The organism is Streptomyces sp. NPDC104761 (assembly GCF_055583445.1).
This window is the reverse complement of sequence record NZ_JBVJNZ010000013.1, coordinates 232,436-258,850: the sequence shown is the minus strand read 5'-3', so window position 1 is coordinate 258,850 and position 26,415 is coordinate 232,436. Positions and strand designations below refer to the sequence as shown.

The following is a 26,415-nucleotide window of genomic DNA, read 5'->3' as shown; positions in this document are numbered from 1 at the left end:
GCCGCTGCCACTGACAGTCACCCGCCCGGAGTGCCCACGCGCTTGTAGTAGAGGGTGGTCGGGCGCAGGACGCCGGCGGGGTCGAGGGCGTAGTCGGGGATGACGCCCGCGCGGGTCCAGCCGGCCGTGCGGTAGAGGTGCTCCGCGGGGCTGTCCGTCTCGGTGTCCAGGTGAAGCAGGGTGATCCCGGCAGCGGCCGCGGCCTCCTCGGCGACGGCCAGCAGGCCGCGTCCGATGCCCTGGCCCCGGGCGTCGCGGTGGACCATCAGTTTCACCAGCTCGGCGCGGTGCGGGCTGTTGGGTTTGCCGGGGTGGGCGAAGGCGAGGCCGACCGTGCCGACGGTCCGGCCGGTGTCGTCCAGCGCGGCCCAGACGGCGAGTTGCCCGGCGGCCACGGCGGCCTCCCGCTCCCGCCACCAGGCGACGGCCCGCTCCGGTCCAAGGGGGGCGAGGAAGCCGACGGACGCCCCGCCGTTCACGGTGTCGGCCAGCAGCTCGGCCAGCTCCCCCACCCGCTGCGGCAGTTGATCCGCGTCCAGGCGCAGTGTCCTCACGGCCGCACCACCGCCAGCACGTAGCGCGTCCGCGCCGGTCCCGCGCACCGGAACCGGGTCGGCCCCCACACCCGCAGCCGCAGGCAGTCCCCGGCGTCCAGGAGGTGCTCGGTTCCCTCGGCCGTCACGGCCAGGTCCCCCTCGAGCACCCAGATGTGCTGCTCCAGGCCGGGCACCGGCGGGCGGTCGTAGGCGATGTCCGCGCCCGGCGCGAGCCGGCCCTCGACGAGTTCGCCGCGCAGCCCGCCGTGCGGCGGCGACACCGACCGGCGTACGAAGCCGGAGGCGCGGTCCTCCCACACCTGCTGCTCGGCGGCGCGCAGCACCGGCGCGGGTGCCGCCTCGACCTCGCTGAGCAGCTGGGACATGGTCCGGCCGTAGACGTTGCAGAGGCGGTTGAGGAGGGCTGCCGTGGGGCTGGTCTCGGCCCGTTCGGCCCGGGACAGGGTGGACTTGCTGATTCCGCTGCGCTCCGCCAGCTCGCCCAGGGACCAGCCGTGTTCGGCCCGCAGTTGGGCGAGGCGGCCGCCGAGGCGGGCGTCCACGGGGTCGAGGGGGTCGACCGTCTCAGTCTGTTTCACATCCGGGACGATATCCCCGATGTGAGACGCCGGTGTTAAGGAAGGCTCACAGCCGTGCCGCCTCGTCCAGGGCGCCGAGCACCGGGCGGATCAGCGGATGGGCCTCGGCTCCACGCCGCACGGCCGCGAAGACGCGGCGGGTCGGGGCGACGCCGTCGACGGGGTGTACGACCACGCCGGTCAGGTCCATGCCGCGCAGCGCGGAGCGTGGGACGAGGGCCACGCCCGCGTCGGCCGCGGCCAGGGCCACCACGGCCCGGAAGTCGTCGGAGGAGTGTGCGAAGCGGGGCTGAAATCCGGCGCTCTCGCAGGCCAGGACGGCCACGTCGTGGCAGGGGTTGCCGGGATACGGCCCGATCCAGGTGTCCTTGGCGAGTTCGGCGAGGGGGATCTCGGAGGTCCCGGCCAGCCGGTGGTGGAGCGGGACGACGGCGTCGAACGGCTCGGCGTACAGCGGCACGTGGGTGAGCCGGGGGTCGTCGGCGGGCGGGGCCCCGCGGTACTCGACGGCCACCGCGACGTCGACCTGCCGGTCCAGGACCATCGGGAGGCTGGCGTCGCCCTCGGCGTCCTGGACGCGGATGCGGATGCCGGGGGCGGTGCCGGCGAGGCGGGCCACGGCCGGGGCGACCACCTGGGCGATGCCGGTGGCGAAGGCGGCGACGGTGACCGTGCCGGCCTCGCCGGAGCCGTACGCGGCCAGCTCGGCCTCGGCCCGCTCCAGCTGGGCGAGGACCGCGTTGGTGTGGGCGAGCAGGATCTCGCCGGCCGCGGTCAGCCGAACCCCCTTGGCGCCGCGCTCGACCAGGCGGTGGCCGGTCTCCTGTTCGAGGGCCGTCAGCTGTTGGGAAACGGCCGAGGGCGTCAGATAGAGCGCGGCGGCAGCCGCCGTCACCGTGCGGTGGTCGGCCACCGCACGGAGGATGTGGAGCCGCCGCGCCTCGATCATGCGACTGATTATCGCAACACGTCCGAGCTGCTCGGGCCGCCGGTGCCGGTCAGACCATCGGTACCGCTCAGCCCGCCAGCTCGGCGCGGGCCGCCACGAAGGCGTCCACCGCGCGGTCGACGTCGTCCGTCGAGTGGGCCGCGGACAGCTGGACCCGGATCCGGGCCTGGCCCTGCGGGACCACCGGGTAGGAGAAGCCGATCACGTACACGCCCCGTTCGAGGAGCAGCTCGGCCATCCGGCCCGCCGTGGCCGCGTCACCGATCATCACGGGGGCGATGGCGTGGTCGCCGGGGAGGACGTCGAAGCCCTCCTCGGTCATCCGGCGGCGGAACAGGGCGGTGTTCTCGGCGAGCCGGACCCGCAGGTCGTCGGCCGCCTCCAGCAGGTCGAGGACCTTCAGGGAGGCCGCCGCGATCACCGGGGCGAGCGTGTTGGAGAAGAGGTAGGGGCGGGAGCGCTGGCGGAGCAGGGCGACGATCTCGGCGCGGGCCGCGACGTACCCGCCGGAGGCGCCGCCGAGGGCCTTGCCGAGGGTGCCGGTGATGATGTCGACGCGGTCCATCACACCGTGCAGCTCGGGGGTGCCGCGCCCGGTGGGGCCGACGAAGCCGACGGCGTGCGAGTCGTCGACCATGACCATCGCGTCGTAGCGGTCGGCGAGGTCGCAGATCTCGCGCAGCGGGGCCACGTAGCCGTCCATGGAGAACACGCCGTCGGTGACGACGAGCCGGCGCCGGGCACCCTGCGCCTCCTTCAGCTGCTGTTCCAGGTCGGCCAGGTCGCGGTTGGCGTAGCGGAGGCGGCGGGCCTTGGAGAGGCGGATGCCGTCGATGATGGAGGCGTGGTTGAGGGCGTCGGAGATCACCGCGTCCTCCTCGCCGAGGAGGGTCTCGAAGACACCGCCGTTGGCGTCGAAGCAGGAGGAGTAGAGGATCGTGTCCTCCTGGCCGAGGAAGGCCGACAGGCGGGCCTCCAGCTCCTTGTGGACCTCCTGGGTGCCGCAGATGAAGCGGACCGAGGCCATGCCGTAGCCCCAGCGGTCCAGGGCCTGGTGGGCGGCGGCGATCACGTCGGGGTGGTCGGCGAGGCCGAGGTAGTTGTTGGCGCAGAAGTTGAGGACCTCGCCGGGGCGGCCGCCCGCGGTGACGGACACGGTCGCGGACTGCGGGGATCCGATGACGCGCTCGGGCTTGTGCAGGCCGGCGGCGCGGATCTCGTCGAGGGTGGCGCGCAGGTCGTCGCGCACGGAGTCGAACATTCCAGAAGCTCCCAGGTGTTGACGCGCGGATGGGTGCGGCGGACTACGCGGTCCAGTCGAGGATGACCTTGCCGCCGCGGCCGCTCGCCGCGTCGGCGAAGGCCGCCTCGAAGTCGCGGTAGTCGTACCGGCCGGTGATCACGGGGGCGAGGTCGAGTCCGCCTTCCAGGAGGACCGACATCGCGTACCAGGTCTCGAACATCTCACGGCCGTAGATGCCCTTGATGGTGATCATCGAGGTGACGATCCGGGCCCAGTCGACGGGGAACTCCTCGGCGGGCAGGCCGAGCACGGCGATACGGCCGCCGTGCGTCATGTTGGCGATCATGTCGCGCATGGCCTCCGGCCTGCCGGACATCTCCAGGCCGATGTCGAAGCCCTCGCGCAGCCCCAGCTCCCGCTGCCCGTCGGCGATCCCGGCCCGTGACACGTTCAGGGCGAGGCTCACGCCGATCTTGCGGGCGAGGTCGAGGCGCTCCTCGCTGACGTCGGTGATCACGACGTGGCGGGCGCCTGCGTGCCGGGCCACCGCGGCGGCCATGAGGCCGATCGGCCCCGCGCCGGTGATGAGGACGTCCTCGCCGACCAGCGGGAAGGAGAGGGCGGTGTGCACGGCGTTGCCGAACGGGTCGAAGATCGCGGCCACGTCGAGGTCGACGGGGACGCGGTGCACCCAGACGTTGCCCGCGGGCAGCGCGACGTACTCGGCGAACGCGCCGTCGCGGCCGACGCCGAGGCCGACCGTGGCCCGGCACAGGTGGCGCCGCCCGGCCTGGCAGTTGCGGCACTTGCCGCACACGAGGTGGCCCTCGCCGCTGACCCGGTCGCCCGCCTTGATGTCGGTGACGTCCCGGCCGGTCGCCACGACCTCGCCGACGAACTCGTGGCCGACCACGAGCGGGGTGGTGATCGCCTGCCGGGCCCAGCCGTCCCAGGCCCGGATGTGCAGATCGGTGCCGCAGATGCCGGTCCGCTGCACCTTGATCAGTACGTCACCCGGTCCGACCGCGGGCTCCGGCACGTCCGTGAGCCACAGCCCGGGCTCCGCCTTCTCCTTGACCAGCGCCTTCAACGCTACGGCTCCTGTGCGTGAGGTCCCGGCCGCGGGGACGCCGAAGCGGCCCGCGGCCGGGGAGGGGGGTGAAATCTCACAGCAATCTGCCGCACCCGGGCGCATCGGTCCATCGAGGATTTCTTAAGCGCCGCCACAGCTCGGCTTCACGCCCCCGGAACAACCCGCAGGGGACGGCTAGTCGAGGCGGGAGACCTGGTAGTGGGCGATGTGCCAGTCCTCGCCCGTCCGGGTGACGAGGACCGAGAGCTTCACGTCCAGCGGGGGCCGGTCCGTGAAGGAGAACTCGACGGCCAGGTAGCCGAGGACGACGCCGTCGGCGGGCCGCCGGGTCTCCAGGACGCGGTACGCCGCCTTCATCCCGAGGGGCTGGGAGTCGTAGTACGCGGCGACGCCCTGCCGTCCGACGCTGTAGGGGTGCAGTCCCTGGAAGACGGCGTCCTCGGTGAACTGGGCGGCGACGCGCTCGGGTTGGTGTGCGTCGACGGCCGCCTTCCACCGGTCGAGCACCGCGCCCAGGATCGCCGTGTCCTCCGTCGTGCTGGTCATGTCCGCTCCTTCTTCTCCTCGGTAGGTCCTCGGTGGATCCTCGGTGGGGGGTCGGGCCGTGCCGTCAGTGTCCGGCGCTCATACCACCGTCGACGTGCAGGATCTCGCCGGTGACGAACGGCGCGGTCTCCAGGTAGAGCACCGCGTCGACGATGTCGCCCACTTCACCCATCCGGCCGACCGGGTGCAGGGCGGCGAGGAACTCGTGGGTCGCCGCCGGATGCATGGGGGTCTTGATGGTGCCGGGCGACACCGCGTTGACGCGGATGCCACGGGTGGCGTACTCGATCGCGAGGGACTTGGTCGCGGACTGCAGGCCGCCCTTGGTCAGCGATGCCAGGACGGAGGGGACCCGGGCGTCCGCGCTGTCCACGAGGCTGGTGGTGACGCTGACGACGTGTCCGCCGCCCTGGGCGAGCAGGTGCGGGACCGCCTGCTGGGTGAGGTGGAAGAAGCCGGCGACGTTGATGCCGGTCACGGCCGCGTAGTCGGCGGCGGTGTACTCGGTGAAGGGCTTCGCGACGAAGACGCCGGCGTTGTTGACCACGGTGTCGATCCGGCCGAACCGCTCGACGGCGGCGGCCACGACCCGCTCGGCGGTCGCCGGGTCCGCGATGTCGCCCTGGACGGTCAGGACGCCCGCGTCGTCGGCGGGGGCGATGGTGCGCGAGGTGGCGACGACCGCGTGGCCGAGCTTGCGGTAGCCCTCGACGAGGGCGGCGCCGATGCCCTGCGAGGCACCGGTGACGATCGCGACCTTCTGCTGCTGCGTGCTCATGCTGACCTTCTCCGTAGTGGCTGACCGGTCACTAGCCGACCGGTCGACTATTTGAAGGTAGGCCGGGCCCGCCGGGTGCGCCAGGATCGGTTTCCTCCCGGCTGGGAGGCGTGGCCTCCCAGCGCGGCTCAGCCGCGGAGGGCGTAGGGGTCGTCTGCGGGCAACCAGGCGTCCGGGGCGTGGATCCCGAGGTCGCCGACGCCGTCGCACAGGGCGTCGACGACGGCCAGGACAGCGGCCCGGTCCTCGCTCGCGCGCCAGACCAGGGACCAGGTCCAGTACACCTTCGGGGTGACGACCTCGCGGCGGACCAGGTCGGGCGGGAGCGGAGCGGTCTGGCCCTTGGGCGAGTTGAGGACGGGCCGGGTGCAGCGCCGGACGTGGTCGAAGTAGGCGGGGCCGGTGACGGCGCCGTCGGAGATGCGCACCGGGCGGGCGCCGACGGCCCGCGTGAGCTCCTCGGCGTACGTGTTCCACGAGGCCCAGGAGGTGACGTCGTCGTCGATCAGGACGTCTGTGTCCCCGGCCGGCAGGTCGCTCGTGTCGGTGCCCTTGGCGACGGCGTACAGCCGGTCCGCGCCGATCAGCCGGGCCCGCAGCCCGTGCCGTTCGAGGTCCTCGGTACGCACCCAGCAGACGGCCAGGTCCAGGCTGCCGTCGGCGACCCGGGCGGCCTGGGTGTGGGAGGGCGCGACCCATGCGTCCAGATGGACTCGCGCCACCGCGGCCGTCCGCGAACCCAGGTCCGGCGGCAGCCAGTTGACGTAACCGAGCCGTACCGGCTCGGAGCCCGAGAGGCGGCCCGCCCGGTGCCTGAGGTCGTCGGCCCGCGCCAGCAGGTCCCGGGTGTGCGGGAGCAGCGCGGCACCGGCGGGGGTGAGGGAGACCGAGCGGCGGTCCCGGTCGAACAGCCGGACGCCCAGGTCCCGTTCGAGCGCCTTGATCTGCTGGGAGAGGGACGGGCCGGCGATGAGCAGCCGCTCCGCGGCCCGGCCGAAGTTCAGCTCCTCGGCGACGGCGACGAAGTACCGCAGCTGACGCAGTTCCACGCGCGTCATGCTACGCGCGCTGGGAGGCCGCGCCTCCCACCAGTGAGCCGGCCGGTCGTGGCAGCGCGGCCGGTGGCGCCGCACGATGGAACCAACGACAACCGAGGGAGCACATCGTGCGCGAGTTCCTGGTCGAGATCACCACCGACATTCCCGAGGGCACGGGCCAGGACGAGGTCGACCGGCGGCGGGCCGCCGAGGCCGTGCGGGCGCGGGAACTGGCCGCGACCGGTCACCTGGCCCGCCTGTGGCGCCCGGTGGGCGAGTTGCGCAGCATCGGCATCTGGCGCGCCGACGACGAGGAGGGGCTCCACGAGAAGGTGCTGGGCACCCTGCCGCTGCGCCCGTGGATGACGGTCACCGTCACCCCCCTGGAGTCCCACCCCAACGACCCGGGCCGGGCCGAGGGCACCCGATGACCGTTGCCTCCACGCCTGCCTCCGTCTCCGGCTCCGGCTCCGGCTCCCCCTGGGCGCATGTCGCCAGGGCCGCCGCGGCGCTCGCCGCGGGGATGGGCGTCGGCCGTTTCGTGTACACCCCGATCCTGCCCCTGATGCACGACCAGGCCGGCCTGTCCGCCGGAGCCGGGGCGAACCTGGCCACCGCCAACTACGCCGGCTACCTCGTCGGCGCGCTGGCCGGCACCCTGGCCCCGGCGCTGGTCCGGTCGCGGGCCGTGCTGCGCGGCGCCCTGCTCCTGCTGACCGCCACGCTCGCCGCGATGCCCCTCACCCACAGCCCGGCGGTGTGGGGCGCGCTGCGGCTGCTGGCCGGAGCCGCGAGCGCCCTGGTGTTCGTGATCGCCGTCGCCTCTGTGCTGCACCATCTGCGGGGCCACGCGGCGCACCTGCCCGGCTGGGCCTTCGGCGGGGTGGGCGCCGGCATCGCGCTGTCCGGGCTGCTGGTCCTGGCCCTGCGGTCCGTCTGCGACTGGCGGGCGGCCTGGTGGGCGGCCGCCGCGCTCACCGCGGTGCTGGCCGCGTCCTCGTGGCGGCTGCGCCCCGAGGACGCGCCGGTCGCCGGGGGAACCGACGGCACCCGGGCCGGGATCCGCGCCCACCGCTGGTTCGGCGCGCTCTTCGTCAGCTACTTCCTGGAGGGCGTCGGCTACATCGTCGCCGGTACCTTCCTGGTCGCGGCGATCGGCCAGGGCTCCCCCGGCTGGGTGGGCAGCGGCGCCTGGGTGCTGGTGGGGCTGGCCGCCGTGCCGTCCTCGGCGCTGTGGGCCCGGCTCGGGCACCGCTGGTCCCGCCCCGGCCTGCTGGTGACCGCGCTCACGATCCAGGCGGCCGGCATCGCACTGCCCGCGCTGACCGGGAGGACGGCCGCCGCCCTCGGCTCGGCCGTGCTGTTCGGCGCGACGTTCCTCGGCGTGAGCACCCTCGCCCTGGCCACGGGCGCGCACCTGCGCTTCCCGCGCTCCGTCGCCCTGCTGACCGCCGGGTACTCCGTCGGCCAGATCCTCGGCCCCCTGGTCGTCGCCCCGCTGCTGCGCCACGGCTACCACCAGGCCCTGCTCCTGGCCGCCCTGGTCGTCCTCACGGCTGCCGTCGCCGCCGCCGTGCTGCGCATCGGCTTCCCCCACCACATGGGTGCGGACCACACAGCGCCGGTACGGCACCCGCAACCGGCCGAGGCCGCCCGCTCCTAGGGCCTGTCTGACAATTCCCGTCGTCGCCCGGAGGGCGGCCTCGCGGCGTCAGGTGCGTGCTCTCGGTGTGCCGGGCCCTGGCCCACGTACTGGACGTACTTGGGTCAGGGCCCGGTGCGGCGAGAGTGCGTGCATGGCGTCGTGAGGCAGGCGGGAATTGTCAGACAGGCCCTAGGCCCCTCCCGGGCCCGTTCCTAGACTCCGGCCCCCGCGCCCTGCGCCGCCGTGACGCCGAGCAGGGCCCGGCAGTTGTCCCAGAGCGGGCTCAGCCGGCCGGTGCTGTTGTACAGCTTGGCGAACATCACCTGGCCCTCGAGCTGGGCCACCACCGCGCGCGCCGCCTCCCGGGTGTCGGTCACGTTCACCTCGCCACGCTCCCGGGCCTCGGTGACGACCGACTCCACCATGCCGACCTGGGCGTCGAAGATCTCCTGCAGCCGTCCGCGGACCGCCTCGGTCTGGTTGCTCAGCTCCAGCGCGAGGTTCCCGAACAGGCAGCCCGCCACGGTCCCGCAGCCCCGCTGGCCGGCGAGCTGACCCGCCTCGGTCTCCTCGAACAACCGCCGCAGCCGCCGCAGCGGCTCCGCCTCGCCGGTCAGGGCCCGGGTCCAGTCGCGCTGCTGGGCCGCCCAGTGCTCGTCGACGACGGCGAGCGCGAGGGCCTCCTTGGACTCGAAGAAGTAGTAGAAGCTGCCCTTCGGCACCCCGGCGGCCTTGCAGATCTCGGCCACGCCGAGCGCCGCGTAGCCGCGCCCTTCGATCAGCGAGCGAGCGGCGTCGAGGATCTTCCGCCTGGCGTCACTGGTACGTCCCATACCACCAGGGTACGGGGGTACTAGACCGGTCGGCTAGTGAGGGGGCTGTTCCCGTGCTGTTCCCGCCGTCACAACAGCGGCAGACCGTCCGCCTCGCGCCGCTCGATGCGGGCCACCAGCTCCGCCGCCGACGCCTTGATGGTCTCCAGACCGGGCCGGCCCCAGGGCCGCGGCTGCACGTCGGCCACGCACACCGTGCCGAGCACCGTTCCCGTGCTGTCGATCAGCGGCGCGCCCAGATAGGAACGGATGCCGAACTCGTCGACGACCGGGTTGCCAGCGAACCGCGGGTAGTCGCAGACGTCCTCCAGGACCAGCGCCTTGCGCCGGACCACCACATGGGGGCAGAAACCGTGGTCGCGGGGCAGCTCACGACCCAGTACCGGGGTGCTGCCGTCCGGCCGTACCACGGGCGGTGCCACGTCCGGCAGGTGCAGGCCCGCGAAGAACTGACGGTTCACGTCGATGAAGGTGACCATGGCGTACGGCGCTCCGGTGACCCCGGCGAGCCGGTCCGCGTAGACGTCGAGGGCGGGGTCCGCGTCTTCGCCCAGGCGCAGTTGGCCGAGGCGCCGGGTGCGTTCGGGGGCCTCCTTGTCCTCCGGCGTGAGCAGCAGCCGGCCGGCCGGGCGAGGCGGGTCGTACCTCATGCGCGGGCTCCGTCGCAGTGGACGTGGGTCATATACGGGCTCCGTGAGGGGTGTATGGGGTTTCACATGTGGGCGCCGTGGCTCGGCGCGGAGACCGGAGCATGGGCGATGAGATGGCGGACGAGGGTGAGCAGGGTCTGCACCCCGGAGCTGGAGATCCGGGCGTCGCAGCGCACCACCGGGACCTCCGGGTCGAGGTCGATGGCGGCGCGCACCTCCTCGGGGTCGTAGCGGTAGGAGCCGTCGAACTCGTTGATGGCGACGATGAAGCCCAGGCCGCGCTCCTCGAAGAAGTCGACGGCCGCGAAACAGTCCTCCAGGCGCCGGGTGTCGGCGAGGATGACCGCGCCGAGCGCGCCTTCGGACAGTTCGTCCCACATGAACCAGAACCGCTCCTGTCCCGGCGTGCCGAACAGGTAGAGCACGTGCTCCGGGTCCAGGGTGATGCGGCCGAAGTCCATGGCCACGGTCGTCTCGACCTTGTTCTCGATCCCGTCGAGACTGTCGGTCGCGGCGCTGACCGTGGTGAGGAGTTCCTCCGTGGACAGCGGCGCGATCTCGCTGACCGCACCCACGAAGGTGGTCTTGCCGACCCCGAACCCACCCGCCACCAGGATTTTCAGTGCGGTGGGGAAGGGATCAGAGCTGTCGTCGTAGTCCATCGAGCACTGCCTCCAGGAGGGACCGGTCAGTGGGGTTGTGGTGGAACACCGGGGGCTTGGCGGTCAGCGCCCCGCAGTCGACGAGGTCGGAGAGCAGCACCTTGGTGACCACGGCGGGCAGTTCGAGGTGCGCGGCGACCTCGGCGACCGAGACGGGGGCGCGGCACAGGTCGAGGGCCTGTGCGTGTTCGGGGCCGAGGTAGCCGAGGGGCGTGGACCCGGTCGCCATCACCTGCGAGATGAGGTCGAGGGCGATGCTGGGCTCGGTCCGGCCGTTGCTGACCGTGAACGGGCGCACGAGGCGTCCGGCCGCGTCGTCGAGCCAGGGCCCGTCGCCGGCTGCCGCCACCCTCAAGGCCTCATCGCCGTGGATTCGACGGCGTGCTGCCGGGGCGCGGTGACGAGGTACGGGCGGACGCTCTTGACCAGCATCGCCATCTCGTAGCCGAGGACCGCGGCGTCGGCCTCCCGGCCCGCCAGCACGGCGAGGCAGGTGCCGGAGCCGGCGGTGGTGACGAACAGGAGCGTCGAGTCGAGTTCGACGACGACCTGGCGGACGTCCCCGCCGTCGCCGAACCGGACGCCCGCGCTGCGGCCGAGCGAGTACAGGCCGGAGGCGAGCGCCGCCATGTGGTCGGCGCTGTCCGGGTCCAGGCCGTGGACGGACTTCACCAGCCCGTCGCAGGACAGGAGCACCGCGCTGGTGGTGTGCGGCACCCGCTGCACCAGGCCGCTCATCAGCCAGTCGAGGTCGGATACCTGGGCGGTCGGCGCATCGCTCGCCATGGTGGATCGACTCCTTGGGGTACGAAGATCAGCGGGAGCGCTGGGGGTGGGGGTGGGGGTGGGGGTGGGGGTGGGTGTGGGGGTGGAAAGGGTGCTGGTCATCCGGCAGGTGCGCTCCCGTCGGGCCGGGAGGTGAATTCGGAGGTGTGCACCGGGCGCAGGGCCTGGGAGTACGACTGGGGCCGGGATGCCTGCGGGCTCTCGACGGAGTCCCGGTGGGGCCGGCTGATGTGTGCGGGGGCCATGTGGTCCGTGGCCGGGTGGCTTGTGGCGATGTGGTCCGAGGCCACGTGGTCCGAGGCCATGTGGTCCGAAGCCATGTGGCCTGGGGCCGTGTGGTTCGAGGCCATGTGGCCTGGGGCCAGGGAGTCCGACGGCATGGGGTCTGGCGCCATGTGTGCCGTCTCTCCATGTGCCGCGTCCATGTGCGTGGCATGCGAGGTGTTGGTCGGTCGATCGCCGGACGCGTCGTGGGCGGTCATGTCGGCGAAGCCCACGGTGGTGAAGCCGTCATGGGGCGACCCGCCATGTGTCCCGCCCACCGGCTCGGCGGTGTTCGGCTCCGTCTCGGTGGCCTCCAGGTGCTGCTGGGCCTCGGCGAGGCCGATGCCGCGCTGGAAGGCGGCCATCAGGCCGGGGTCGTGTCCGGCCGGGTTCTCGTTCTCCGGGCGGGGTGCCGGGCCGCCGCGCAGCTGGGGAACGATGTGCTCCTGGGCGCGGCGACGCGGCAGCTGGGGTTTGCCCATCGTGCCGCGCACGGCGCCGACCCGCGGTACCGGCGGGGCACCCGCGTGCTCGGCGACCGCCGGCCGGTCCGCGGGGCGGATGCCGGGCAGCGCCTCGGCGGGGTTCGAGCGGGTCTCCTGGGCGCCGCGCACCGGCAGCGGCGCGGGCGCGCTCTCGTGCTGCGCGTGCCGGCGCCGCCCGCCGGTGGCGGCGGTGGCGGGACTCTGCTGCTGTCCGGGACTCGGCTGTTGTCCAGGACTCGAATGTTGTCCGGGGCCTCGGCCGGCCGGCGGACCGACCACGGCGGCCCTGCTTCGGGCGCCCGTGTCCGGTCCGGCGGTGCCGCGGACGCCCGCCGGCACCCCGGTGCCGTCGGACGGCCGGGATCCTCCGGTGCCCGGTGCCCCGGTCTGCGCCCCCGGCGCGCCGCCCCCGTTCGCCGTGCCGAGCGGCTGCGGAACCGAACCAGGTGCGCCGGGTACGCCCGGTGCCGTGCCCAGCAGGCCCTGCGGTACGACCAGGACGGCCTGGACGCCGCCGTAGATGTTGGTCTGGAGGCGGACGTTGATGCCGTGCCGGCGGGCGAGCTGGGAGACGACGAAGAGACCGATGCGGCCGTCGGCCAGCAGGCTGGCGACGTTGACCTGGTCGGGGTCGGCGAGCAGGGCGTTCATCTTGGACTGTTCGCCGACCGGCATGCCGAGTCCGCGGTCCTCGACCTCGACCGCGAGGCCGGAGGTGACGAGGTTGGCGCGGAGCAGCACCTGGGTGTGCGGGGCGGAGAACACCGTGGCGTTCTCGACGAGTTCGGCGAGGAGGTGGATGACGTCGGCGACGGCGTGCCCGCGCAGCTCACCGTCGATCGGCGGGACGAGCTTGACCCGCGAGTACTGCTCGACCTCGGCGATGGCGGAACGCAGCACCTCCGTCATGGAGACGGGGTTGCTCCACTGCCGCCGGGACACGGCGCCGCCGAGGACGGCGAGGTTCTCGGCGTGCCGCCGGATCCGGGTGGCGAGGTGGTCGACGTGGAAGAGGCCCTTGAGGAGGTCCGGGTCCTCGATCTCGTTCTCCAGTTCGTCGAGGATCGAGATCTCCCGGTGCACGAGGGACTGAAGCCGCCTCGCCAGGTTGACGAACACCTCCAGCTTCTGTTCGCTGCCGGCCTGACTGGAGAGCTGGGCCGCCTGGACGACGGCGGTGACGGCGCCGTCGTGCGCGCGGGACAGGTCGGCGGCGAGCAGCTCGAAGTCGTCCGCGCCCTCGGGCGGACCGCCGCGCGGCTTGCGCTGGGGCGGGGTCTCGCCGCGGCGCAGCGCGTCGACGAGGGCGAGCAGGTCGGCCTCGCCGCGGGCCGCGTTGCGGCGCAGGACGCCGACGCGGTCGCTGACCGAGCGGGCGGCGCGGCCCGCGGCCACGGCGGCGATCACGATGCCCGCGGCCGTCACCGAGACGGCTCCGGTGAGCACGGCCAGCAGGGTGAGGCTGGGCCGGGCGCCGGTGGAGCGGACCGTGAACAGGACGGCAGCGCAGCCGCTGAGGGCCACCGCGACCGGTGGCAGTACCGCCAGCCGCATGAGCTGAGGCCGTATATGGGTCTCGGGCAGCGCGGGAACGGGTCTGGCGACCGGTCGTCCGTGCCGGCCGCCCTCACGGCGGTCGGCGCGGGCGGCCGGTGCACGGAGGTGAGACATCTGCGTCCTCGTACTGGTCCGTCGGGCCTGGTTTCTCGCGCGGGGCGCGCGAGTCGGGCATGCGCCATCGCGGTGCCGGGCGAGTGGACCGCAAAAGAATTCGGCCCCGTGTCGTCCGACGGACACTCACAGTAGTCGCCGACGCATCATGTGCGGTGGGCAGTTGACAAAGTCCCCCGGAGTTGGTCCCGCTCTGGTATGAGCCGTCGTACGAAAGACCGATAACCCCCTCGGCTCTTCGCCCTGGAACAGTCACCCGCCGATCCGACCTGCTCAGAAACGGTCACACGCCGAAGAAGCGGCCCTAAATCTCCGGGGCCCCGTTCCGCTCTCCGCCCCTCCGCCCGCAGGCCCGCGGTCGGCCCGCCAGGTCGGCCGTGGGGTCGGCCACACCCCTCCCAGCACCCCCCAGAGCGTCACCCACGGTGACCGTTCCGGCTTCGACGGCCCTCCGTCGGGGCGCGGGGCGGGCCGTCACGGCGTCGACGCCCGTCACGGCGTCGGCCGCGGCCCGCGCCAGGTCCGGGCGGCTCGGGACCTCGTCCGATGCGTCCGGCACGGCGGTTCCCACCGAGCACGTCCGAACCCGCGCCGATGCGGGCGGCGGAGTGGGGACACCGAGGCCGTCCGCCTCCTCCTGGAGGAGGCGGACGGCCTCGGTGCAGAAGCGCCGGGAGAGTGCAAGTCCCGGCAAGAGAGCAGGACTTGGCGTATGTGCCTGGCTCATGACCGTGCCGCTGCCCACGTTGTGCAGGGGCATGCACGTCACCTTCACGGCACCGTCACAGCGGTGCGGGAGTCACCGGCGGTTCGTCACCTTCCGCGCCGGTGGACCGTCGTCACCGTTCGCCGGCGAGGCCGAGGTCCTCCTGCCCGGGGGCGCCCTCGGTCCGCTTCTCGCGCTGCCACGGCCGGGCGATCGGCGCCGAGACCGTACGCCACCAGGGGTCCGCGGGCAGCTTCCCGGACGGCTCGAAGGGCTCGCCGGGACGCGGCAGCGCGACCGCCTGGCCCGCCTCGTCACCGGCGTCCTTGGTCCACTCCCCCGGCTCGGCCCAGGCGTGCGGGGCGAGGTTGAAGGTGCCCCAGTGGATCGGCAGCAGCACGCCGTGCGGCTGCCCGCCCTGGAGGTCGAGGTGGGCGCGCACGCCCTCCTCGGGCGTCATGTGTATGTCGGGCCAGAACTCGCTGTACGCACCGATCTGGATCATCGTCACGTCGAACGGCCCGTGGTCGGCGCCGATGTCCTTGAAACCGTCGAAGTACCCGGTGTCGCCGCTGTGGTAGATCCGGTGCTCCTCGCCGGCGACGGTCCAGGACGCCCACAGGGTGTGCTGGGTGTTACGCAGCCCTCGGCCGCAGAAGTGCCGGGCCGGGGTGGCGGTCAGGGTGAGCCCGCCGACCTTGGTCTCCTCGTGCCAGTCCAGCTCGCGCAGCCGGCCCGCAGGTACACCCCACTGTTCGAGGTGGGCGCCGACGCCGAGCGGTACGGCGAACACGGTGTCGGTGCCGGCCAGCGCCTTGATGGTGGGCAGGTCGAGGTGGTCGTAGTGGTCGTGGGAGATGACCACGACGTCGACCGGGCCGAGTGCGGCGAGCGGCAGCGGCACCGGGTGCAGCCGTCTGGGCCCGGCGAACGGGAACGGGGAGCAGCGCTCGCCCCAGACGGGGTCGAACAGGACGCGGTGTCCGTCCATCTCCGCGAGGACGCTGGAGTGGCCCATCCAGGTCACCCGCAGGCCGGTGGCGGCGGGTGCGGCGAGGTCGGCGACGGTGGTGGGGTGCACCGGGACGGTGCCACGGGGAGCTCTGCGAGCGCGCTGCTCCTTCTCGAAGTACGTCTTCGCGAACTCCACCATCGAGCCCGAGGGCCGCATCCGGGTGGTGCCGCCGGGGTTCTGGAAGACGCCGTCCTTGAAGTGCGGGGAGCGCTGGATGCGGGCCATGCGCTCGCCGCCGGGGTCCGCGCCGAAGGCCGCGGGCCGCAGCACGCGGAGCCCGGAGCTCAGGGAACGCAAACCGGTCACGGTACCTCCAGAGGTGTCGCCGAGGTCCCCATTATGGTCGGCCCTTGTGACAGTCGGCGTTGACACCGCGCCACCCGCCTCCCGATACTGACCCACTGTTCAGTAACACCGTTCCTTCACACCGCTCCCGAGGAGCTCTCGTGACCGCTCCCCTGATGTCCCTCGTCTGGACCGACCACGTCACCGGCCGCCGGGGCTTCCTGGTCGTCGACCGGCTGGTGCGGGGGGTGGCCAGCGGCGGTCTGCGGATGCGGCCCGGCTGCTCCCTGGAGGAGGTGACCGGGCTCGCGCGCGGCATGACGATGAAGGAGGCCCTGCACTACAACCCCGAGGGCCGCTACATCCCGCTGGGCGGCGCCAAGGGCGGCATCGACTGCGATCCGCAGGACCCGGGGGCGTACGCCCTGCTGGTCCGCTACCTGCGCGCCATGCGGCCGTACGTGGAGAGTTTCTGGACCACCGGCGAGGACCTGGGGCTCACCCAGGACCTGGTGGACCGGGCGGCGGCCGAGGCGGGGCTGGTCTCCTCGGTCCAGGCCGTGTACCCGCTGCTGGACGACGAGGCGGCGGCCCGGCGGCGGCTGGCGGACGCCTTCGCCGTCGAGGTGGACGGGATCGGCCTCGACGAGCTGGCCGGCGGCTGCGGGGTCGCCGAGTCGGCGCTGGCGGCGCTGGACCGGGCCGGGGTGGCGTACGCGGGCACGCGGGTCGCCGTGCAGGGGCTCGGCACGATGGGCGGGGCCACGGCGCGGTTCCTCGCCCGCGCGGGGCTCACGGTCGTGGCGGTCGCCGACGTCAAGGGGACGATCGCCAACCCGGCGGGGCTCGACGTCGAGGCGCTGCTGCGCGCGCGGGACGCGTACGGCACCGTCGACCGCGCGGTGCTGCGCCCCGGTGACCTGGAACTGCCGGGTGACGCGTGGCTGTCGGCGGACGCGGAGGTGCTGGTGCCGGCGGCGGTCTCGTACGTGGTCGACGCGGACAACGAGCACGTGATCGCCGCGCGCTGGATCGTGGAGGCGGCCAACATGCCCGTGCTCCCCGAGGCGGAGGAGCGGCTCACCGCGCGCGGGGTGACGGTGCTGCCGGACGTGGTGGTCAACTCGGGCACCAACGCCTGGTGGTGGTGGACCCTGTTCGGCGACATCGGTCCCGACGCCGACGAGGCGTTCGCCCACATCCGCCGCTCGATGCGGGCCCTGGTGGAGCTGATGCTGGACCGCGCGGCGGCCGACGGCACGACACCGCGGGCCGCGGCCCACGCCCTGGTGTCCGACCGGCTGCCGGTGATCGCGGAGCGGTTCGGCTGGTATCGGTGACGCGGCACGTCCTCAGCGGCGCCCGAGCGCAGCGGCGAGCAGCAGCGCGCCGGTGGCCGTGAGGCTGGTGGCCTGCCAGCCGAGCGCGTCGAGCAGGGGTGCGGCGACGGCCGAGCCCAGGGCGCCGACCGAGAAGTACACCACCAGGTGGACGCTGCTGAGGCTGCCCGAGCGGGCGGGGTCGAGGGCGATCACGCGGCTCTGGTTGGCGGCCTGCGCGGCGAAGCAGCCGGCGTCGAAGAGGGCGAGGCCGAGGGACGTGCGCCAGGGGGCGTCCAGGCCCGGGGCCAGCAGGGCGGTACCGGTCGCGGCGGTGGCCATCGAGATGCCGATCACCGCGCGCGGGCCGTACCGGTCGGTGAGGCGGCCGGTGAACGGGAGCGCGGCGAAGCCGAGCAGTCCGGCCAGGCTGTAGAGGCCGATGGCGGTCGGGCCGAGCGAGTGCGGCGGCTGGGCCAGGGCCAGGGTGAGGGCGATCCAGCAGAGGTTGAAGGCGAAGTACCAGAGCGCTCCGGTGGCCACCGCGCGGCGCAGTCCCGGCCGGTGCAGGAGCAGCGGCGGGAGGGCGGCCAGGGTGGCACGGTAGCCGCGCGAGGCGGGCGGCCGCTGCCGGGGCAGGAGCGTCGCGGCGGCGAGCGCGCCGAGCAGGGCGAGGGCGGCGAAGACGAGGAGCATCCGGCGCCAGCCGAAGGCGTCGGTGAGGGCGCCGCCCGCGAGCCGGCTGAGCAGGATGCCGGCCGACATGCCGGCGGCGACGAGGGCGACGCCGGTTCCGCCGCGGCCCGGCCGGGCATGGCGGCCGGCGATGTTGCCGGCCTGGGCGGCCACGCTCGCGGCGGCTCCGACGAGCAGATAGGCGGCCAGCAGCACGGACGCGTGGTGCGCGGTGGCGGCGAGCGCCAGGGCGGCGGCCAGGGCGGTGAGCTGTGCGGCGACCAGGCGGTTCGGGGCGAGGTGGTCGGTGAGCGGGAGCAGCAGGGCGAACCCGGTCATGCAGCCGGCGAGCGCGGCGGTGGGTACCAGGCCGATCGTGGAGAGCGGTACGTCCAGGTCGGTGGCGACCGCGGTGAGCGCGGGCTGCACGGCGTAGTTGTTCGCGATCGCCGTGCCGGCCGTGACCGCCAGCAGAAACGTGCCGCCGCGGGGCAGCGGTGGGCTCACGGCTGGGCGTCGCGGGTGAGGACGACGGCGTATCGGCATTCGGCGTCAGTGGTGTTGGCGAAGACGCGCTCGGCCGGTGCGCCGAGTTCGACGGTGTCGCCGGCCCCGAGTTCGTGGACCGTGTCGCCGTCGTGGAAGGTGAGCCGGCCGTCGAGGACCCAGACCAGCTGCCGTACGAAGGCGAAGGCCGCGGCCGGGTAGGGCACCCGGGCTCCGGCGGGCAGCCGGATCTCGGCGATCTCCGCCGGGAAACGCGGGCCGGTGATCTGGCGGCGCCGGTAGCCGGTGCCGGGGTCGCGCCACTCGGCGGCGTCGGCCGCGCGCCGTACCCCCGGGGTGTCGGCCACGGACTCCTGCGCGCCGTGCGCGCCTTCGGCGGGGGCCAGCAGCGAGGCGACGCCGATCTGGAAGGCGGCGGACAGCTTGCCGAGGACGACCGCGGTGGGGCTGCTCTCGCCGCGCTCGATCCGGCTGATCATCGCCGGGGAGACGCCGGAGGCGTCCGCGAGCTGCGCCAGTGTCCAGCGGCGGCGCTCCCGCTCGGTGCGGACCCGTGCGGCGATCTGCCGCACCAAGGGATCGGCGGAGGGTTCTACTATGTTGGACATGAATCCAATATACGAGAGAGGCCAGGTGGTGGTGCGCCCGGCCCGGCCCGCCGACGGGGAGGCCGTCCGCGCGATCCGCAACCACGCGATCGAGCACTCGACGGCGCTGTGGACCGAGACCCCGCAGTCCCCCGCACAGGGCGCGGCCTGGTTCGCGGCCCATCTGGAACGCGGCTCGGCGCTCGTGGCCGAGCCCGCCGACGCACCGGGCGAGGTGGCCGGGTTCGCGGTCTACGGACCGTGGCGCGCCCTGGACGGCTACCGGCACACGGTGGAGAACTCCGTGTACGTCCGTGAGGGCAGCCACGGGCTCGGCATCGGCTCCGCGCTGCTCGGCCCGCTCATCGCCTCGGCGCGCGAGGCCGGCCACCATGTGATGATCGCCGGCATCGAGTCCGGGAACGCCGCGTCGGTCCGGCTGCACGACCGGTTCGGCTTCGAGCACGTCGGCACGGTCCGGGAGGTGGGCACCAAGTTCGGCCGCTGGCTGGACCTGACGATCATGCGGCTGCCGCTGGCCTGAGACGGCAACGCGGGTGGCGGGCCGACCGATTAGGGTGACCGCGTGGCGAGAGTGCGGTTGAGCGTGGCCGAGCGGCGGGAGGAGCTGCTGCGGGCCGCCATCGGGCAGATCGAGGCGCGGGGCGTGGCGGCGGTGCGGATCGCCGATGTGGCCTCGGCCCTCGGGGTGAGCAACGCGCTGGTGCTGTACCACTTCTCGACGAAGGAGAAGCTGGTCGCGGCCGCCTTCACCTATGCCGCCGAGGACGACCTGGCGCATCTGCGCAAACTGCTGGGCCGCCGCACGTCGGCGCTGCGCCGGCTGCGGGCCGCGGTGCGCTGGTACGCGCCGACCGGCCAGGCCAAGGGCTGGCGGCTGTGGATCGAGGGCTGGGCGGTGGCGTTGCGGGAGCCCGCGCTGCGGGACGTCACCAAGGGACTGGACCAGCAGTGGAAGGCGGCCATCGCCGAGGTCATCGCCGAGGGGGTGGCGGCGGGTGAGTTCCGGTGCCCCGACCCCGCGGCGGCGGCGCTGCGGCTGACCGCGCTGCTCGACGGGCTCGCCGTCCAGCTGACCTCGTACCCCGGCGCCGTACCCCGGGCCAGGGCCCAGGCCTGGGCCGACGAGGCGCTGGCGCGCGAACTGGGGCTGCCCGAGCGGCAGTAAGGGGCGGCCCGCAGTGCGGCCACCCCCTACCCGCCCGCTCCGCCTCAGGCCACGGAAGCGATCCGCATCTTGATGTCGTCCGGGGAGAGCGCACCCTTGGCCGTCACGTGGTCGCCGGACGACTCGCCGCGCAGCCGGCGCCCGATCCAGGGGACCAGGTACTCGCGGGCCCAGTGCACGTCGTCGCGGCGGACCTCCAGGGTGCCGCGGGGCGGCAGCGGGGGCCATGCCTGGTCGGGGTCGGCCGGCACCTCGATGCCGAGCACCTGACCGGCGCGCAGCGCCACGCGCGTGTGCCCCTCGGGAGACAGGTGCAGGCGGTCGCCGTCCCAGGCCCGCCGGTCCTGCACGCTCTTGAGGGACCACAGGTCGAGGACCGGGCAGCCGTACCGGTCGGCGATGGCCCGGACATGTCCGTTGTATGTGGCGATCTTGCCGCGCAGGTGCTTCAGGACGGGCACGCCCCGGGTGTCGAAGCCGGTGGTCACGAGCACCGTGCCGACGGCCTCGGTCAGCCGGGCCACGGCCCGCTCGAACCGCTCGGCCACCTCGTCGGGGTCGGTGCCGGGGCGGATGATGTCGTTGCCGCCCGCGCAGAAGGAGACCAGGTCCGGGGCGAGTTCCAGGGCCTGCGGCACCTGGTCCGCCACGATCTGGTCGAGCAGTTTCCCGCGTACGGCGAGGTTGGTGTAGCTGAAGTCGCCCTCGGGCCGCCGGTCGGACAGCAGTACCGCGAACCGGTCGGCCCAGCCGACGAACGCCCCGTCGGGGCCGGGGTCTCCCACGCCCTCGGTGAAGCTGTCCCCCACCGCTGCGTACGACCCGATCACTGATGCATTGTCACTCTTCGAATCGTCTCCCACGTCGGGCCATGATTCACCTTCGGCTGTGACCTACGCGACCGTAATAAGGGGTTGACGCTCGGTGAGATAAGACACTGCTAAATACTTTGCCAATCTTGGAATAAGTCCCTGACCAGCGGTGTTGACGTCGATCCTGATTCCGGGACCGCGTGTGGGGCGGCCCCGGAATGCCGGAGGTCGGCGCCTGCAGGGTCAGCCGACGGTGACGCTCTTGGAGCGGAGGTAGGCGACCGGGTCCACGTCCGAGCCGTAGTCGGGGGTGGTGCGGATCTCGAAGTGGAGGTGCGGGCCGGTCACGTTGCCGGTCGCGCCGGAGAGGCCGATCTGCTGACCCGCGGTCACCGTCTGGCCGACCGAGACGGACAGGGCGGAGAGGTGGCCGAACTGCGCGTAGTAGCCGTCGGCGAGCCGGATGACGACCTGGTTGCCGTAGGCGCCGCCCCAGCCGGCCGTGACGACGGTACCGGCGCCGACGGCCTTGACCGGGGTGCCGGTCGGGACGACGAAGTCGACGCCCGTGTGGTAACCGCTGGACCACATGCTGCCGGCCACGTGGTAGCCGGTGCCGATGGTGCCACCGGCGACCGGGAGGGTGAAGCCGGCGACGGTCGTGGCCGCACCGCCCGCGATGTCCGAGGCGTCCGAGGACGAGGACGACGCCGAGGACGACGCCGAGGACGAGGCGGACGACCGCGGACTCCACTGCGCCTCGGGACGGGAGCCGGAGTCCGTCGGCGCGGCGTGCCGGCCGCCGAGGGTGAGCTTGAGGCCGGGGTGGATCAGCGAGGGATTGCCGCCCACTGCCTGCCGGTTGTCGGCGTAGAGCCGGTGCCAGCCACCGCGGACGTTCTGGTCACGGGCGATCTTCGAGAGGTAGTCGCCGGGCACCACCGTGTAGATCCGCCGCGCGGAATGCGCGGCGCCGGAATTCCGTGCGGGCGCCTCCTTCACCGCGGCCCTCTCGGCCACGGGAAGCGACTGGGCGGCCTTTCCGGAAAGGGACTGCGTGGTGGTCGCGTGGGCGCCGGTGGCCCCCATGAGCGGCAGGGCCAGCGCGGCGCCACCGGTTCCGGCGACGGCCATCGAACGGGTGAGACGCTGGGACTTGGGACGGCGGTGCTTACCCTTCGCGGGCATGGCGCATTCCTCTCCTGCGCCTGCGAGGTGAGCTGTCGGGTTCGGGCTGGAGCTGCCCGGCCACACCGGAGGAGGTGGCTGCACCCCGAGCCGTCCCGGGAACCGGAACAGGCGGTCATACCTGGTGGGTCCCCCGCTCCTGCCGGGCACGGGTGAGTGTGTGTGGGGACTCCGGGCGGCGGCAGGATTCGGCGTTCCGACCGGATGTGCGGCGAACGTAAGCGAGGGGGACGGACATGGACAAGCACCCGGTTCCGGCCGTCCGGTCCCGACGTGATCCATAAAGGGACGTTCCGGTCACCCTCCGTGAATTCCGGCCCCCGTCGGATTTCCAATTCGCTTGCGGAACATCAGGATTACGTGAGCATGACGCGCGACGGACGGTCACGAATATGACGCTCCTCACGCACGTCACACCACGTCCGCTTATTCCATGGCAAGTTATGACGAAGGCGCCAATTCGGGCAGATGCGTCAGACCCGGCGGAGCCGGAAGACCGCCGCATCCAGGTCACCCTTCAGCCCGGTACGCAGCCCGTGGTGCAACAGCACGGCACCTCGATGCACTTCGCCCGTTTCGCGGCATTCGTACGACGCGGTCGGGTCGAGCCCCTGCAGCCGCAGCGCCGGCGCCGGCTCGCCGTAGCTCTGCGCCTGCAGCCAGGCCAGGACGACGGTCTCGTCGCCGAGGGTGTACTGCACCGCGCTGAGCCCGCCGGCCGGTGGCCGCAGCCGGAACTGGTCGCCGCGCTGCACCTGGGGCCGGATCTCCTTGTAGAGTTCCACCCAGCGCCCGGCCTCGGCCAGCTCCTCCTCGGTCCACCGCGAGAGGTCGCCGCCGACCCCGAGCGCGCCGGCCATGGAGCTGACGAACCGGAAGCGCAGGCTGCTGATCCGGCCGTTGAGCTGGTGGTTCGGGCTGTCGGTGACCCAGGCCGACATGACCCGGGCGGGGTGGATCTGGCTGAAGCCGTGCTGGATGGCGAGCCGGTCCAGCGGGTCGGTGTTGTCGGAGGTCCACACCTCGTCGGTACGGCTCATGATCCCGAGGTCGATCCGCCCGCCACCGCCAGAGCAGGACTCGATGGCGACGTTCGGGTGGGCCGCGCGGATCCGGTCGAGCAGGGCGTACAGGCCGCGCACATGGTCGACCCACAGACGCTGCGGGTAGGGCTCGCCGGGCCAGCCCGCGTCCGTGAAGCAGCGGTTGAAGTCCCACTTGACGTAGTCGATCGGGGCACTGGACAGCAGGGCGTCGAGCTGCTCCCAGAGGTATTCCTGGACGTCCTCGCGGGCGAGGTTGAGGACGAGCTGGTTGCGGAGTTCCGTCCGCTTTCGTCCCTGCTGGTACTGGACCCAGTCGGGGTGGGCGCGGTACAGGTCGCTGTCCGGGTTGACCATCTCGGGCTCGACCCAGATGCCGAACTGCATGCCGAGGGCGTGCACGTAGTCGGCGAGGGGCTTGAGGCCCTTGGGGAAGCGGTCGGGGTTGGGCGTCCAGTCGCCGAGGCCGGCGCGGTCGCTGGTGCGGGCGCCGAACCAGCCGTCGTCGACCACGAACAGCTCGACGCCGATCGCGGCGGCCCGGCGGGCGAGGGTGGCCTGCTGCTCCTCGGAGATGTCGAAGGTGGTGGCCTCCCAGGAGTTGAACAGCACCGGCCGGTCCTGGTCGGCGTCCGGGATGACGTGCGCCCGCTGGTAGGCGTGCCAGGCGCGGCTCGCCCCGCCGAAGCCGCCGTCGGTCCACAGGCCGGCGAAGACCGGGCTGGTGTACGACTCGCCCTCGGCCAGCATCAGCAGGCCCGAGTCGTCGTAGCCGGCGCCGCCGGTGATCTGCACGCGCGCGTCGGGAAGTTGGGCGACCGCGATCCGCCAGGAGCCGGACCAGCCGAGGGCGCAGCCCCAGACCTCGCCGCGCTCCTCGGTGGCGTCGGTGTCGAGGGCGACCCAGGGCAGGTGCTGGTGGCCGGTGTGGCCGCGGCGGCTGCCGATGACCTTCTCGCCGTAGGTGAGCGGGGCCCTGGTGAGGCGGGACTCGGCGGCCCAGCGTCCGTGCAGCTGGGACAGCCGCCAGCCCTCTCGGTCGGGGAGCGTCCAGGTGGCGGGGTCGGCGCGCAGCAGCTCCACGCGCGCGCGTGCCTCGTTGTCCACGCTCACCCAGCGCTCGACGACGTCGCCGCGCATCCGGTAGTGCAGGGTGATGACGATGCCGTCGTCCGTGAAGCGCAGCCGGAGCTCGTCGTCCTCGACCTCGTACGTGTCGAAGGTCCACTCGGTGCCCCGGCGCTCCTCGGTCCGCACGGACAGCGCGGGCCGCACGAAGCGGGGGCCGCCCTCGACGGGGTACTCCTCGCGGCCGTCCAGCGGGGACTCGAAGGGCCAGTAGCCGGGCAGCACCCGGGTGCTGAGCTCTTCGGCGTCGGCGAGCCGGATCCTGGGCCCCCAGTGCAGGTGGAGCAGTTCGTCGGTCTCCGTCAGATGCAGCGCGTAGCTGCTGCCGGGGCCCGACAGCAGCCAGGTACGACCGTTTTCGGCGATGTCCACCATCGAGAAACCTCACACAGGGGCCAACAGATCCGCTCAAGCACCAACATCATCAACGGCTACGGGCCCCGGAGGCAAGGGGCACGGGCCGCGGAGGCGATGCCTGTGGACAACTCATTGCCCGTGGAAACCGATGTCGTATGGTCGGTCCAGTGCCCGTCGACGAGCAGCGCCGACGGGGCCGGCCGGGAGGAGCCCCCCGTGACGCAGCAGGTCCCGTCGACCGAGCCCGAGCTGGCCGGTGTGCGCAACTTCCGTGACGTGGGCGGCCTGCCGACCGTGGACGGGCGACGGGTGCGACCGGGCGTGCTGTTCCGCAGCGGCCATCTGGCGCACGCGACGGAGGAGGACACGGAGTTCCTCGCCTCGCTCGGCCTGCACACGATCTTCGACTTCCGCAACGCGGCCGACCAGAAGCTGGAGGGCCCGGACGTCGAGCTGCCCGGCACGCGGAACGTGAACCTGCCGCTGACCGACCCGGCGCACGGCGCCGAGTTCTGGACGATGGTCCGCGAGGGTGACATCGAGCAGCTGCGCGGGCTCCTGGGCGACGGCAAGGCCGCGGCCCGGATGGTCACCTCGTACCGCACGATCGTCAAGGACCGCACCGACGAGCACTCGCGCGTGCTGCACGCGCTCGCCGAGGACAGCGTCCCGGCGCTGATGCACTGCGCGGCCGGCAAGGACCGGGCGGGCATCTCGATAGCGGTGACGCTGCTCGCGGTGGGTGTGGAGCGGGACGCGATCCTCGCCGACTACCTGGAGTCCAACGCCAAGCACCGCCGCTACAAGGTGAGGCGCAGCGGCAGCGGGGAGAGCGTGTACAGCCCCGAGGTGATGGAGCTGCTCAGCCCGCTCTTCGACGCCCGCGCGGAGTACCTCGCGGCGGCCTTCGAGAGCATCGACGAGACGTGGGGCGACGTCGACGCGTACCTGGAGCAGGGCCTGAAGCTGGCTCCGGAGACGCGGGAGCGGCTGCGCGGGCGCCTGCTCGACTGAGGCCGGACGGAGGTCGGCGGCTCAGCCCTTGCCGCCGAGGGCGAACAGCAGGTAGAGGAAGCCGGCCAGGGCGTGCCCGACGGCCAGGTAGATGACCAGCCGGATCCACAGGGACCGGGGAAACTTCTCCTCGATATTGCTCACGGCAGCTCTCCAGTGATCGGTCCCAGGCACAGCGCGGCCGTGGGACTCTGCAGCAGGGTGTGGACGAAGAGGAGCTCGACCCCGTCCGGGTCCTCGGCGGCGAGCCGGTGCGGGGTCAGCGAGTCGAAGTGCGCGCTGTCGCCGGGCGCGAGCACATGGGTGGTGTCACCGAGGCGCAGCCGGAGCCGGCCGCGCAGGACGTGCAGCCACTCCTCGCCGGGATGTACCCGCACGATGTCGCCCTGGGAGCCGTACGGCACCCGGACGCGCAGCGCCTGCATCCCCCGGCCGGACGCCCCGGCCTGCCAGTACGTCCAGCCGCCGGCGCGGGTCGGTTCCATGTCGCCGGCGCGCACGATCGCGTCCCGGTCGGCGACGGTCTCCCCCAGCAGATCCGATACCGTCGTACCGTAGACACGCGCGAGCGCGAGCAGCATCGGCAGCGAGGGCTGCCGCTGTCCGGTCTCCAGCCGGGACAGGTGCGCGGGCGACAGACCGGCGTCGCGGGCGGCGGCCTCCAGGGTGAGGCCGGCGCGGCGGCGCAGTGAGCGCAGCTGCGGGGCGACGGCGGGCAGGTCGTCGGCCGGCCCGCCCGCCCGCTCGTTCTCGGAGGAGTTCATGCCTCCATTCAGCCCCAGCTTTGCCTACGAGGCAATTTTCTTGCCTCAG

28 protein-coding genes and 1 riboswitch are annotated in these 26,415 nt (G+C 73.0%); of the genes, 6 read left to right on the top strand and 22 right to left on the bottom strand.

Going from position 1 to position 26,415, the window contains the following annotated elements; all coding sequences use genetic code 11:
* Positions 1 to 17: 17 nt before the first annotated feature.
* The 8 genes from ACZ63F_RS31675 to ACZ63F_RS31640 form a co-directional block, all read right to left on the bottom strand.
* On the bottom strand, positions 18 to 554 hold the full coding sequence (locus ACZ63F_RS31675; RefSeq protein WP_469716143.1) for a GNAT family N-acetyltransferase: 537 nt from the start codon (positions 552 to 554) through the stop codon (positions 18 to 20).
* Positions 551 to 1,135: a helix-turn-helix domain-containing protein gene (locus tag ACZ63F_RS31670; protein ID WP_469716141.1), complete on the bottom strand. Its 585-nt coding sequence runs from the start codon at positions 1,133 to 1,135 to the stop codon at positions 551 to 553. Before ACZ63F_RS31670 ends, ACZ63F_RS31675 begins: the two co-directional genes overlap by 4 nt.
* Positions 1,136 to 1,181: 46 nt before the next feature.
* Positions 1,182 to 2,084: a LysR family transcriptional regulator gene (locus ACZ63F_RS31665; RefSeq protein ID WP_469716139.1), complete on the bottom strand. Its 903-nt coding sequence runs from the start codon at positions 2,082 to 2,084 to the stop codon at positions 1,182 to 1,184.
* A 67-nt stretch (positions 2,085 to 2,151) separates the two neighbouring features.
* A complete protein-coding gene (locus ACZ63F_RS31660; RefSeq protein ID WP_469716137.1) occupies positions 2,152 to 3,345 on the bottom strand; it encodes a glycine C-acetyltransferase in 1,194 nt (397 codons plus the stop codon).
* 43 nt (positions 3,346 to 3,388) lie between these two features.
* Positions 3,389 to 4,417: an L-threonine 3-dehydrogenase gene (gene tdh / locus ACZ63F_RS31655; RefSeq protein ID WP_469716135.1), complete on the bottom strand. Its 1,029-nt coding sequence runs from the start codon at positions 4,415 to 4,417 to the stop codon at positions 3,389 to 3,391.
* A 177-nt stretch (positions 4,418 to 4,594) separates the two neighbouring features.
* Positions 4,595 to 4,966, bottom strand: coding sequence for a YybH family protein (locus ACZ63F_RS31650; protein WP_469716132.1), 372 nt, complete (start codon positions 4,964 to 4,966; stop codon positions 4,595 to 4,597).
* Between the two features lie 64 nt (positions 4,967 to 5,030).
* Positions 5,031 to 5,744 (bottom strand): SDR family NAD(P)-dependent oxidoreductase, encoded by a 714-nt coding sequence (locus tag ACZ63F_RS31645; RefSeq protein WP_469716129.1) that lies wholly within the window; start codon positions 5,742 to 5,744, stop codon positions 5,031 to 5,033.
* Between the two features lie 128 nt (positions 5,745 to 5,872).
* The gene (locus ACZ63F_RS31640) at positions 5,873 to 6,802 is read right to left on the bottom strand and encodes a LysR family transcriptional regulator (RefSeq protein ID WP_469716127.1); all 930 of its coding nucleotides are present in this window, start codon (positions 6,800 to 6,802) and stop codon (positions 5,873 to 5,875) included.
* A 107-nt stretch (positions 6,803 to 6,909) separates the two neighbouring features.
* On the opposite strand from ACZ63F_RS31640, the gene ACZ63F_RS31635 reads away from it, so the two are divergent.
* Both ACZ63F_RS31635 and ACZ63F_RS31630 read left to right on the top strand, forming a co-directional pair.
* Entirely contained in the window at positions 6,910 to 7,212 is a 303-nt protein-coding gene (locus ACZ63F_RS31635) for a muconolactone Delta-isomerase family protein (RefSeq protein ID WP_352360204.1), read from the top strand.
* Positions 7,209 to 8,444: a YbfB/YjiJ family MFS transporter gene (locus ACZ63F_RS31630; protein ID WP_469716124.1), complete on the top strand. Its 1,236-nt coding sequence runs from the start codon at positions 7,209 to 7,211 to the stop codon at positions 8,442 to 8,444. The genes ACZ63F_RS31635 and ACZ63F_RS31630 overlap by 4 nt, the downstream gene beginning before the upstream one ends.
* A gap of 194 nt (positions 8,445 to 8,638) precedes the next feature.
* On the opposite strand, the gene ACZ63F_RS31625 is transcribed toward ACZ63F_RS31630, so the two are convergent.
* The 7 genes from ACZ63F_RS31625 to ACZ63F_RS31595 form a co-directional block, all read right to left on the bottom strand.
* The gene (locus tag ACZ63F_RS31625; protein WP_469716122.1) at positions 8,639 to 9,259 is read right to left on the bottom strand and encodes a TetR/AcrR family transcriptional regulator; all 621 of its coding nucleotides are present in this window, start codon (positions 9,257 to 9,259) and stop codon (positions 8,639 to 8,641) included.
* A gap of 68 nt (positions 9,260 to 9,327) precedes the next feature.
* Positions 9,328 to 9,909, bottom strand: a complete 582-nt coding sequence (locus ACZ63F_RS31620; protein ID WP_469716119.1) for a GAF domain-containing protein — start codon at positions 9,907 to 9,909, stop codon at positions 9,328 to 9,330.
* 62 nt (positions 9,910 to 9,971) lie between these two features.
* On the bottom strand, positions 9,972 to 10,571 hold the full coding sequence (locus ACZ63F_RS31615; RefSeq protein WP_351495158.1) for a GTP-binding protein: 600 nt from the start codon (positions 10,569 to 10,571) through the stop codon (positions 9,972 to 9,974).
* Positions 10,549 to 10,920 carry a DUF742 domain-containing protein gene (locus ACZ63F_RS31610; protein WP_469716116.1) on the bottom strand — a complete coding sequence of 124 codons (372 nt, stop codon included), beginning with the start codon at positions 10,918 to 10,920 and terminating at the stop codon, positions 10,549 to 10,551. Before ACZ63F_RS31610 ends, ACZ63F_RS31615 begins: the two co-directional genes overlap by 23 nt.
* 2 nt (positions 10,921 to 10,922) lie before the next feature.
* On the bottom strand, positions 10,923 to 11,357 hold the full coding sequence (locus tag ACZ63F_RS31605; RefSeq protein WP_089107225.1) for a roadblock/LC7 domain-containing protein: 435 nt from the start codon (positions 11,355 to 11,357) through the stop codon (positions 10,923 to 10,925).
* A 98-nt stretch (positions 11,358 to 11,455) separates the two neighbouring features.
* Complete coding sequence (locus tag ACZ63F_RS31600) at positions 11,456 to 13,777, bottom strand: ATP-binding protein (protein WP_469716114.1); 2,322 nt, start codon at positions 13,775 to 13,777, stop codon at positions 11,456 to 11,458.
* An 839-nt stretch (positions 13,778 to 14,616) separates the two neighbouring features.
* A complete protein-coding gene (locus tag ACZ63F_RS31595) occupies positions 14,617 to 15,804 on the bottom strand; it encodes an MBL fold metallo-hydrolase (protein WP_469716112.1) in 1,188 nt (395 codons plus the stop codon).
* 140 nt (positions 15,805 to 15,944) lie between these two features.
* Between ACZ63F_RS31595 and ACZ63F_RS31590 the strand changes: the two genes are divergently transcribed.
* Entirely contained in the window at positions 15,945 to 17,123 is a 1,179-nt protein-coding gene (locus tag ACZ63F_RS31590; protein ID WP_469716109.1) for a glutamate dehydrogenase, read from the top strand.
* A 12-nt stretch (positions 17,124 to 17,135) separates the two neighbouring features.
* On the opposite strand, the gene ACZ63F_RS31585 is transcribed toward ACZ63F_RS31590, so the two are convergent.
* Both ACZ63F_RS31585 and ACZ63F_RS31580 read right to left on the bottom strand, forming a co-directional pair.
* On the bottom strand, positions 17,136 to 18,284 hold the full coding sequence (locus ACZ63F_RS31585) for an MFS transporter (protein WP_469716105.1): 1,149 nt from the start codon (positions 18,282 to 18,284) through the stop codon (positions 17,136 to 17,138).
* Positions 18,281 to 18,892, bottom strand: coding sequence for a helix-turn-helix domain-containing protein (locus ACZ63F_RS31580; RefSeq protein WP_469716103.1), 612 nt, complete (start codon positions 18,890 to 18,892; stop codon positions 18,281 to 18,283). The genes ACZ63F_RS31585 and ACZ63F_RS31580 overlap by 4 nt, the downstream gene beginning before the upstream one ends.
* On the opposite strand from ACZ63F_RS31580, the gene ACZ63F_RS31575 reads away from it, so the two are divergent.
* Both ACZ63F_RS31575 and ACZ63F_RS31570 read left to right on the top strand, forming a co-directional pair.
* A complete protein-coding gene (locus ACZ63F_RS31575) occupies positions 18,891 to 19,415 on the top strand; it encodes a GNAT family N-acetyltransferase (RefSeq protein WP_469716101.1) in 525 nt (174 codons plus the stop codon). The two genes, ACZ63F_RS31580 and ACZ63F_RS31575, sit on opposite strands and share 2 nt — an antisense overlap.
* A gap of 42 nt (positions 19,416 to 19,457) precedes the next feature.
* Positions 19,458 to 20,060 carry a TetR/AcrR family transcriptional regulator gene (locus tag ACZ63F_RS31570; protein WP_469716099.1) on the top strand — a complete coding sequence of 201 codons (603 nt, stop codon included), beginning with the start codon at positions 19,458 to 19,460 and terminating at the stop codon, positions 20,058 to 20,060.
* Between the two features lie 44 nt (positions 20,061 to 20,104).
* Here the strand turns inward: ACZ63F_RS31570 and ACZ63F_RS31565 are convergent, their stop codons facing one another.
* The 3 genes from ACZ63F_RS31565 to ACZ63F_RS31555 all read right to left on the bottom strand — a co-directional run bounded on the left by ACZ63F_RS31565 (position 20,105) and on the right by ACZ63F_RS31555 (position 24,606).
* Positions 20,105 to 20,890: an SGNH/GDSL hydrolase family protein gene (locus ACZ63F_RS31565; RefSeq protein ID WP_352360220.1), complete on the bottom strand. Its 786-nt coding sequence runs from the start codon at positions 20,888 to 20,890 to the stop codon at positions 20,105 to 20,107.
* A 225-nt stretch (positions 20,891 to 21,115) separates the two neighbouring features.
* Positions 21,116 to 22,060, bottom strand: coding sequence for a M23 family metallopeptidase (locus ACZ63F_RS31560; RefSeq protein ID WP_469716097.1), 945 nt, complete (start codon positions 22,058 to 22,060; stop codon positions 21,116 to 21,118).
* Positions 22,061 to 22,064: 4 nt separating this feature from the next.
* Positions 22,065 to 22,225: riboswitch (cyclic di-AMP (ydaO/yuaA leader) on the bottom strand.
* Between the two features lie 308 nt (positions 22,226 to 22,533).
* Positions 22,534 to 24,606 carry an alpha-galactosidase gene (locus ACZ63F_RS31555; protein WP_469716095.1) on the bottom strand — a complete coding sequence of 691 codons (2,073 nt, stop codon included), beginning with the start codon at positions 24,604 to 24,606 and terminating at the stop codon, positions 22,534 to 22,536.
* A 198-nt stretch (positions 24,607 to 24,804) separates the two neighbouring features.
* Here ACZ63F_RS31555 and ACZ63F_RS31550 point away from each other — a divergent pair, with 198 nt between their 5' ends.
* Positions 24,805 to 25,602 (top strand): tyrosine-protein phosphatase, encoded by a 798-nt coding sequence (locus ACZ63F_RS31550; RefSeq protein WP_469716093.1) that lies wholly within the window; start codon positions 24,805 to 24,807, stop codon positions 25,600 to 25,602.
* Between the two features lie 21 nt (positions 25,603 to 25,623).
* Here the strand turns inward: ACZ63F_RS31550 and ACZ63F_RS31545 are convergent, their stop codons facing one another.
* Together ACZ63F_RS31545 and ACZ63F_RS31540 are read right to left on the bottom strand one after the other, a co-directional pair.
* The gene (locus tag ACZ63F_RS31545) at positions 25,624 to 25,746 is read right to left on the bottom strand and encodes a DUF6126 family protein (RefSeq protein WP_293992196.1); all 123 of its coding nucleotides are present in this window, start codon (positions 25,744 to 25,746) and stop codon (positions 25,624 to 25,626) included.
* Complete coding sequence (locus tag ACZ63F_RS31540) at positions 25,743 to 26,366, bottom strand: helix-turn-helix domain-containing protein (protein WP_469716088.1); 624 nt, start codon at positions 26,364 to 26,366, stop codon at positions 25,743 to 25,745. Before ACZ63F_RS31540 ends, ACZ63F_RS31545 begins: the two co-directional genes overlap by 4 nt.
* Positions 26,367 to 26,415 lie beyond the last annotated feature (49 nt).

Coding starts and splice junctions, on each gene's coding strand:
- ACZ63F_RS31665 (WP_469716139.1), bottom strand. CDS start 2,084: ATGATCGAGGCGCGGCGGCTCCACATCCTCCGTGCGGTGGCCGACCAC.
- ACZ63F_RS31660 (WP_469716137.1), bottom strand. CDS start 3,345: ATGTTCGACTCCGTGCGCGACGACCTGCGCGCCACCCTCGACGAGATC.
- ACZ63F_RS31650 (WP_469716132.1), bottom strand. CDS start 4,966: ATGACCAGCACGACGGAGGACACGGCGATCCTGGGCGCGGTGCTCGAC.
- ACZ63F_RS31645 (WP_469716129.1), bottom strand. CDS start 5,744: ATGAGCACGCAGCAGCAGAAGGTCGCGATCGTCACCGGTGCCTCGCAG.
- ACZ63F_RS31640 (WP_469716127.1), bottom strand. CDS start 6,802: ATGACGCGCGTGGAACTGCGTCAGCTGCGGTACTTCGTCGCCGTCGCC.
- ACZ63F_RS31630 (WP_469716124.1), top strand. CDS start 7,209: ATGACCGTTGCCTCCACGCCTGCCTCCGTCTCCGGCTCCGGCTCCGGC.
- ACZ63F_RS31625 (WP_469716122.1), bottom strand. CDS start 9,259: ATGGGACGTACCAGTGACGCCAGGCGGAAGATCCTCGACGCCGCTCGC.
- ACZ63F_RS31620 (WP_469716119.1), bottom strand. CDS start 9,909: ATGAGGTACGACCCGCCTCGCCCGGCCGGCCGGCTGCTGCTCACGCCG.
- ACZ63F_RS31615 (WP_351495158.1), bottom strand. CDS start 10,571: ATGGACTACGACGACAGCTCTGATCCCTTCCCCACCGCACTGAAAATC.
- ACZ63F_RS31605 (WP_089107225.1), bottom strand. CDS start 11,357: ATGGCGAGCGATGCGCCGACCGCCCAGGTATCCGACCTCGACTGGCTG.
- ACZ63F_RS31600 (WP_469716114.1), bottom strand. CDS start 13,777: ATGTCTCACCTCCGTGCACCGGCCGCCCGCGCCGACCGCCGTGAGGGC.
- ACZ63F_RS31575 (WP_469716101.1), top strand. CDS start 18,891: ATGAATCCAATATACGAGAGAGGCCAGGTGGTGGTGCGCCCGGCCCGG.
- ACZ63F_RS31580 (WP_469716103.1), bottom strand. CDS start 18,892: ATGTCCAACATAGTAGAACCCTCCGCCGATCCCTTGGTGCGGCAGATC.
- ACZ63F_RS31560 (WP_469716097.1), bottom strand. CDS start 22,060: ATGCCCGCGAAGGGTAAGCACCGCCGTCCCAAGTCCCAGCGTCTCACC.
- ACZ63F_RS31555 (WP_469716095.1), bottom strand. CDS start 24,606: ATGGTGGACATCGCCGAAAACGGTCGTACCTGGCTGCTGTCGGGCCCC.
- ACZ63F_RS31540 (WP_469716088.1), bottom strand. CDS start 26,366: ATGAACTCCTCCGAGAACGAGCGGGCGGGCGGGCCGGCCGACGACCTG.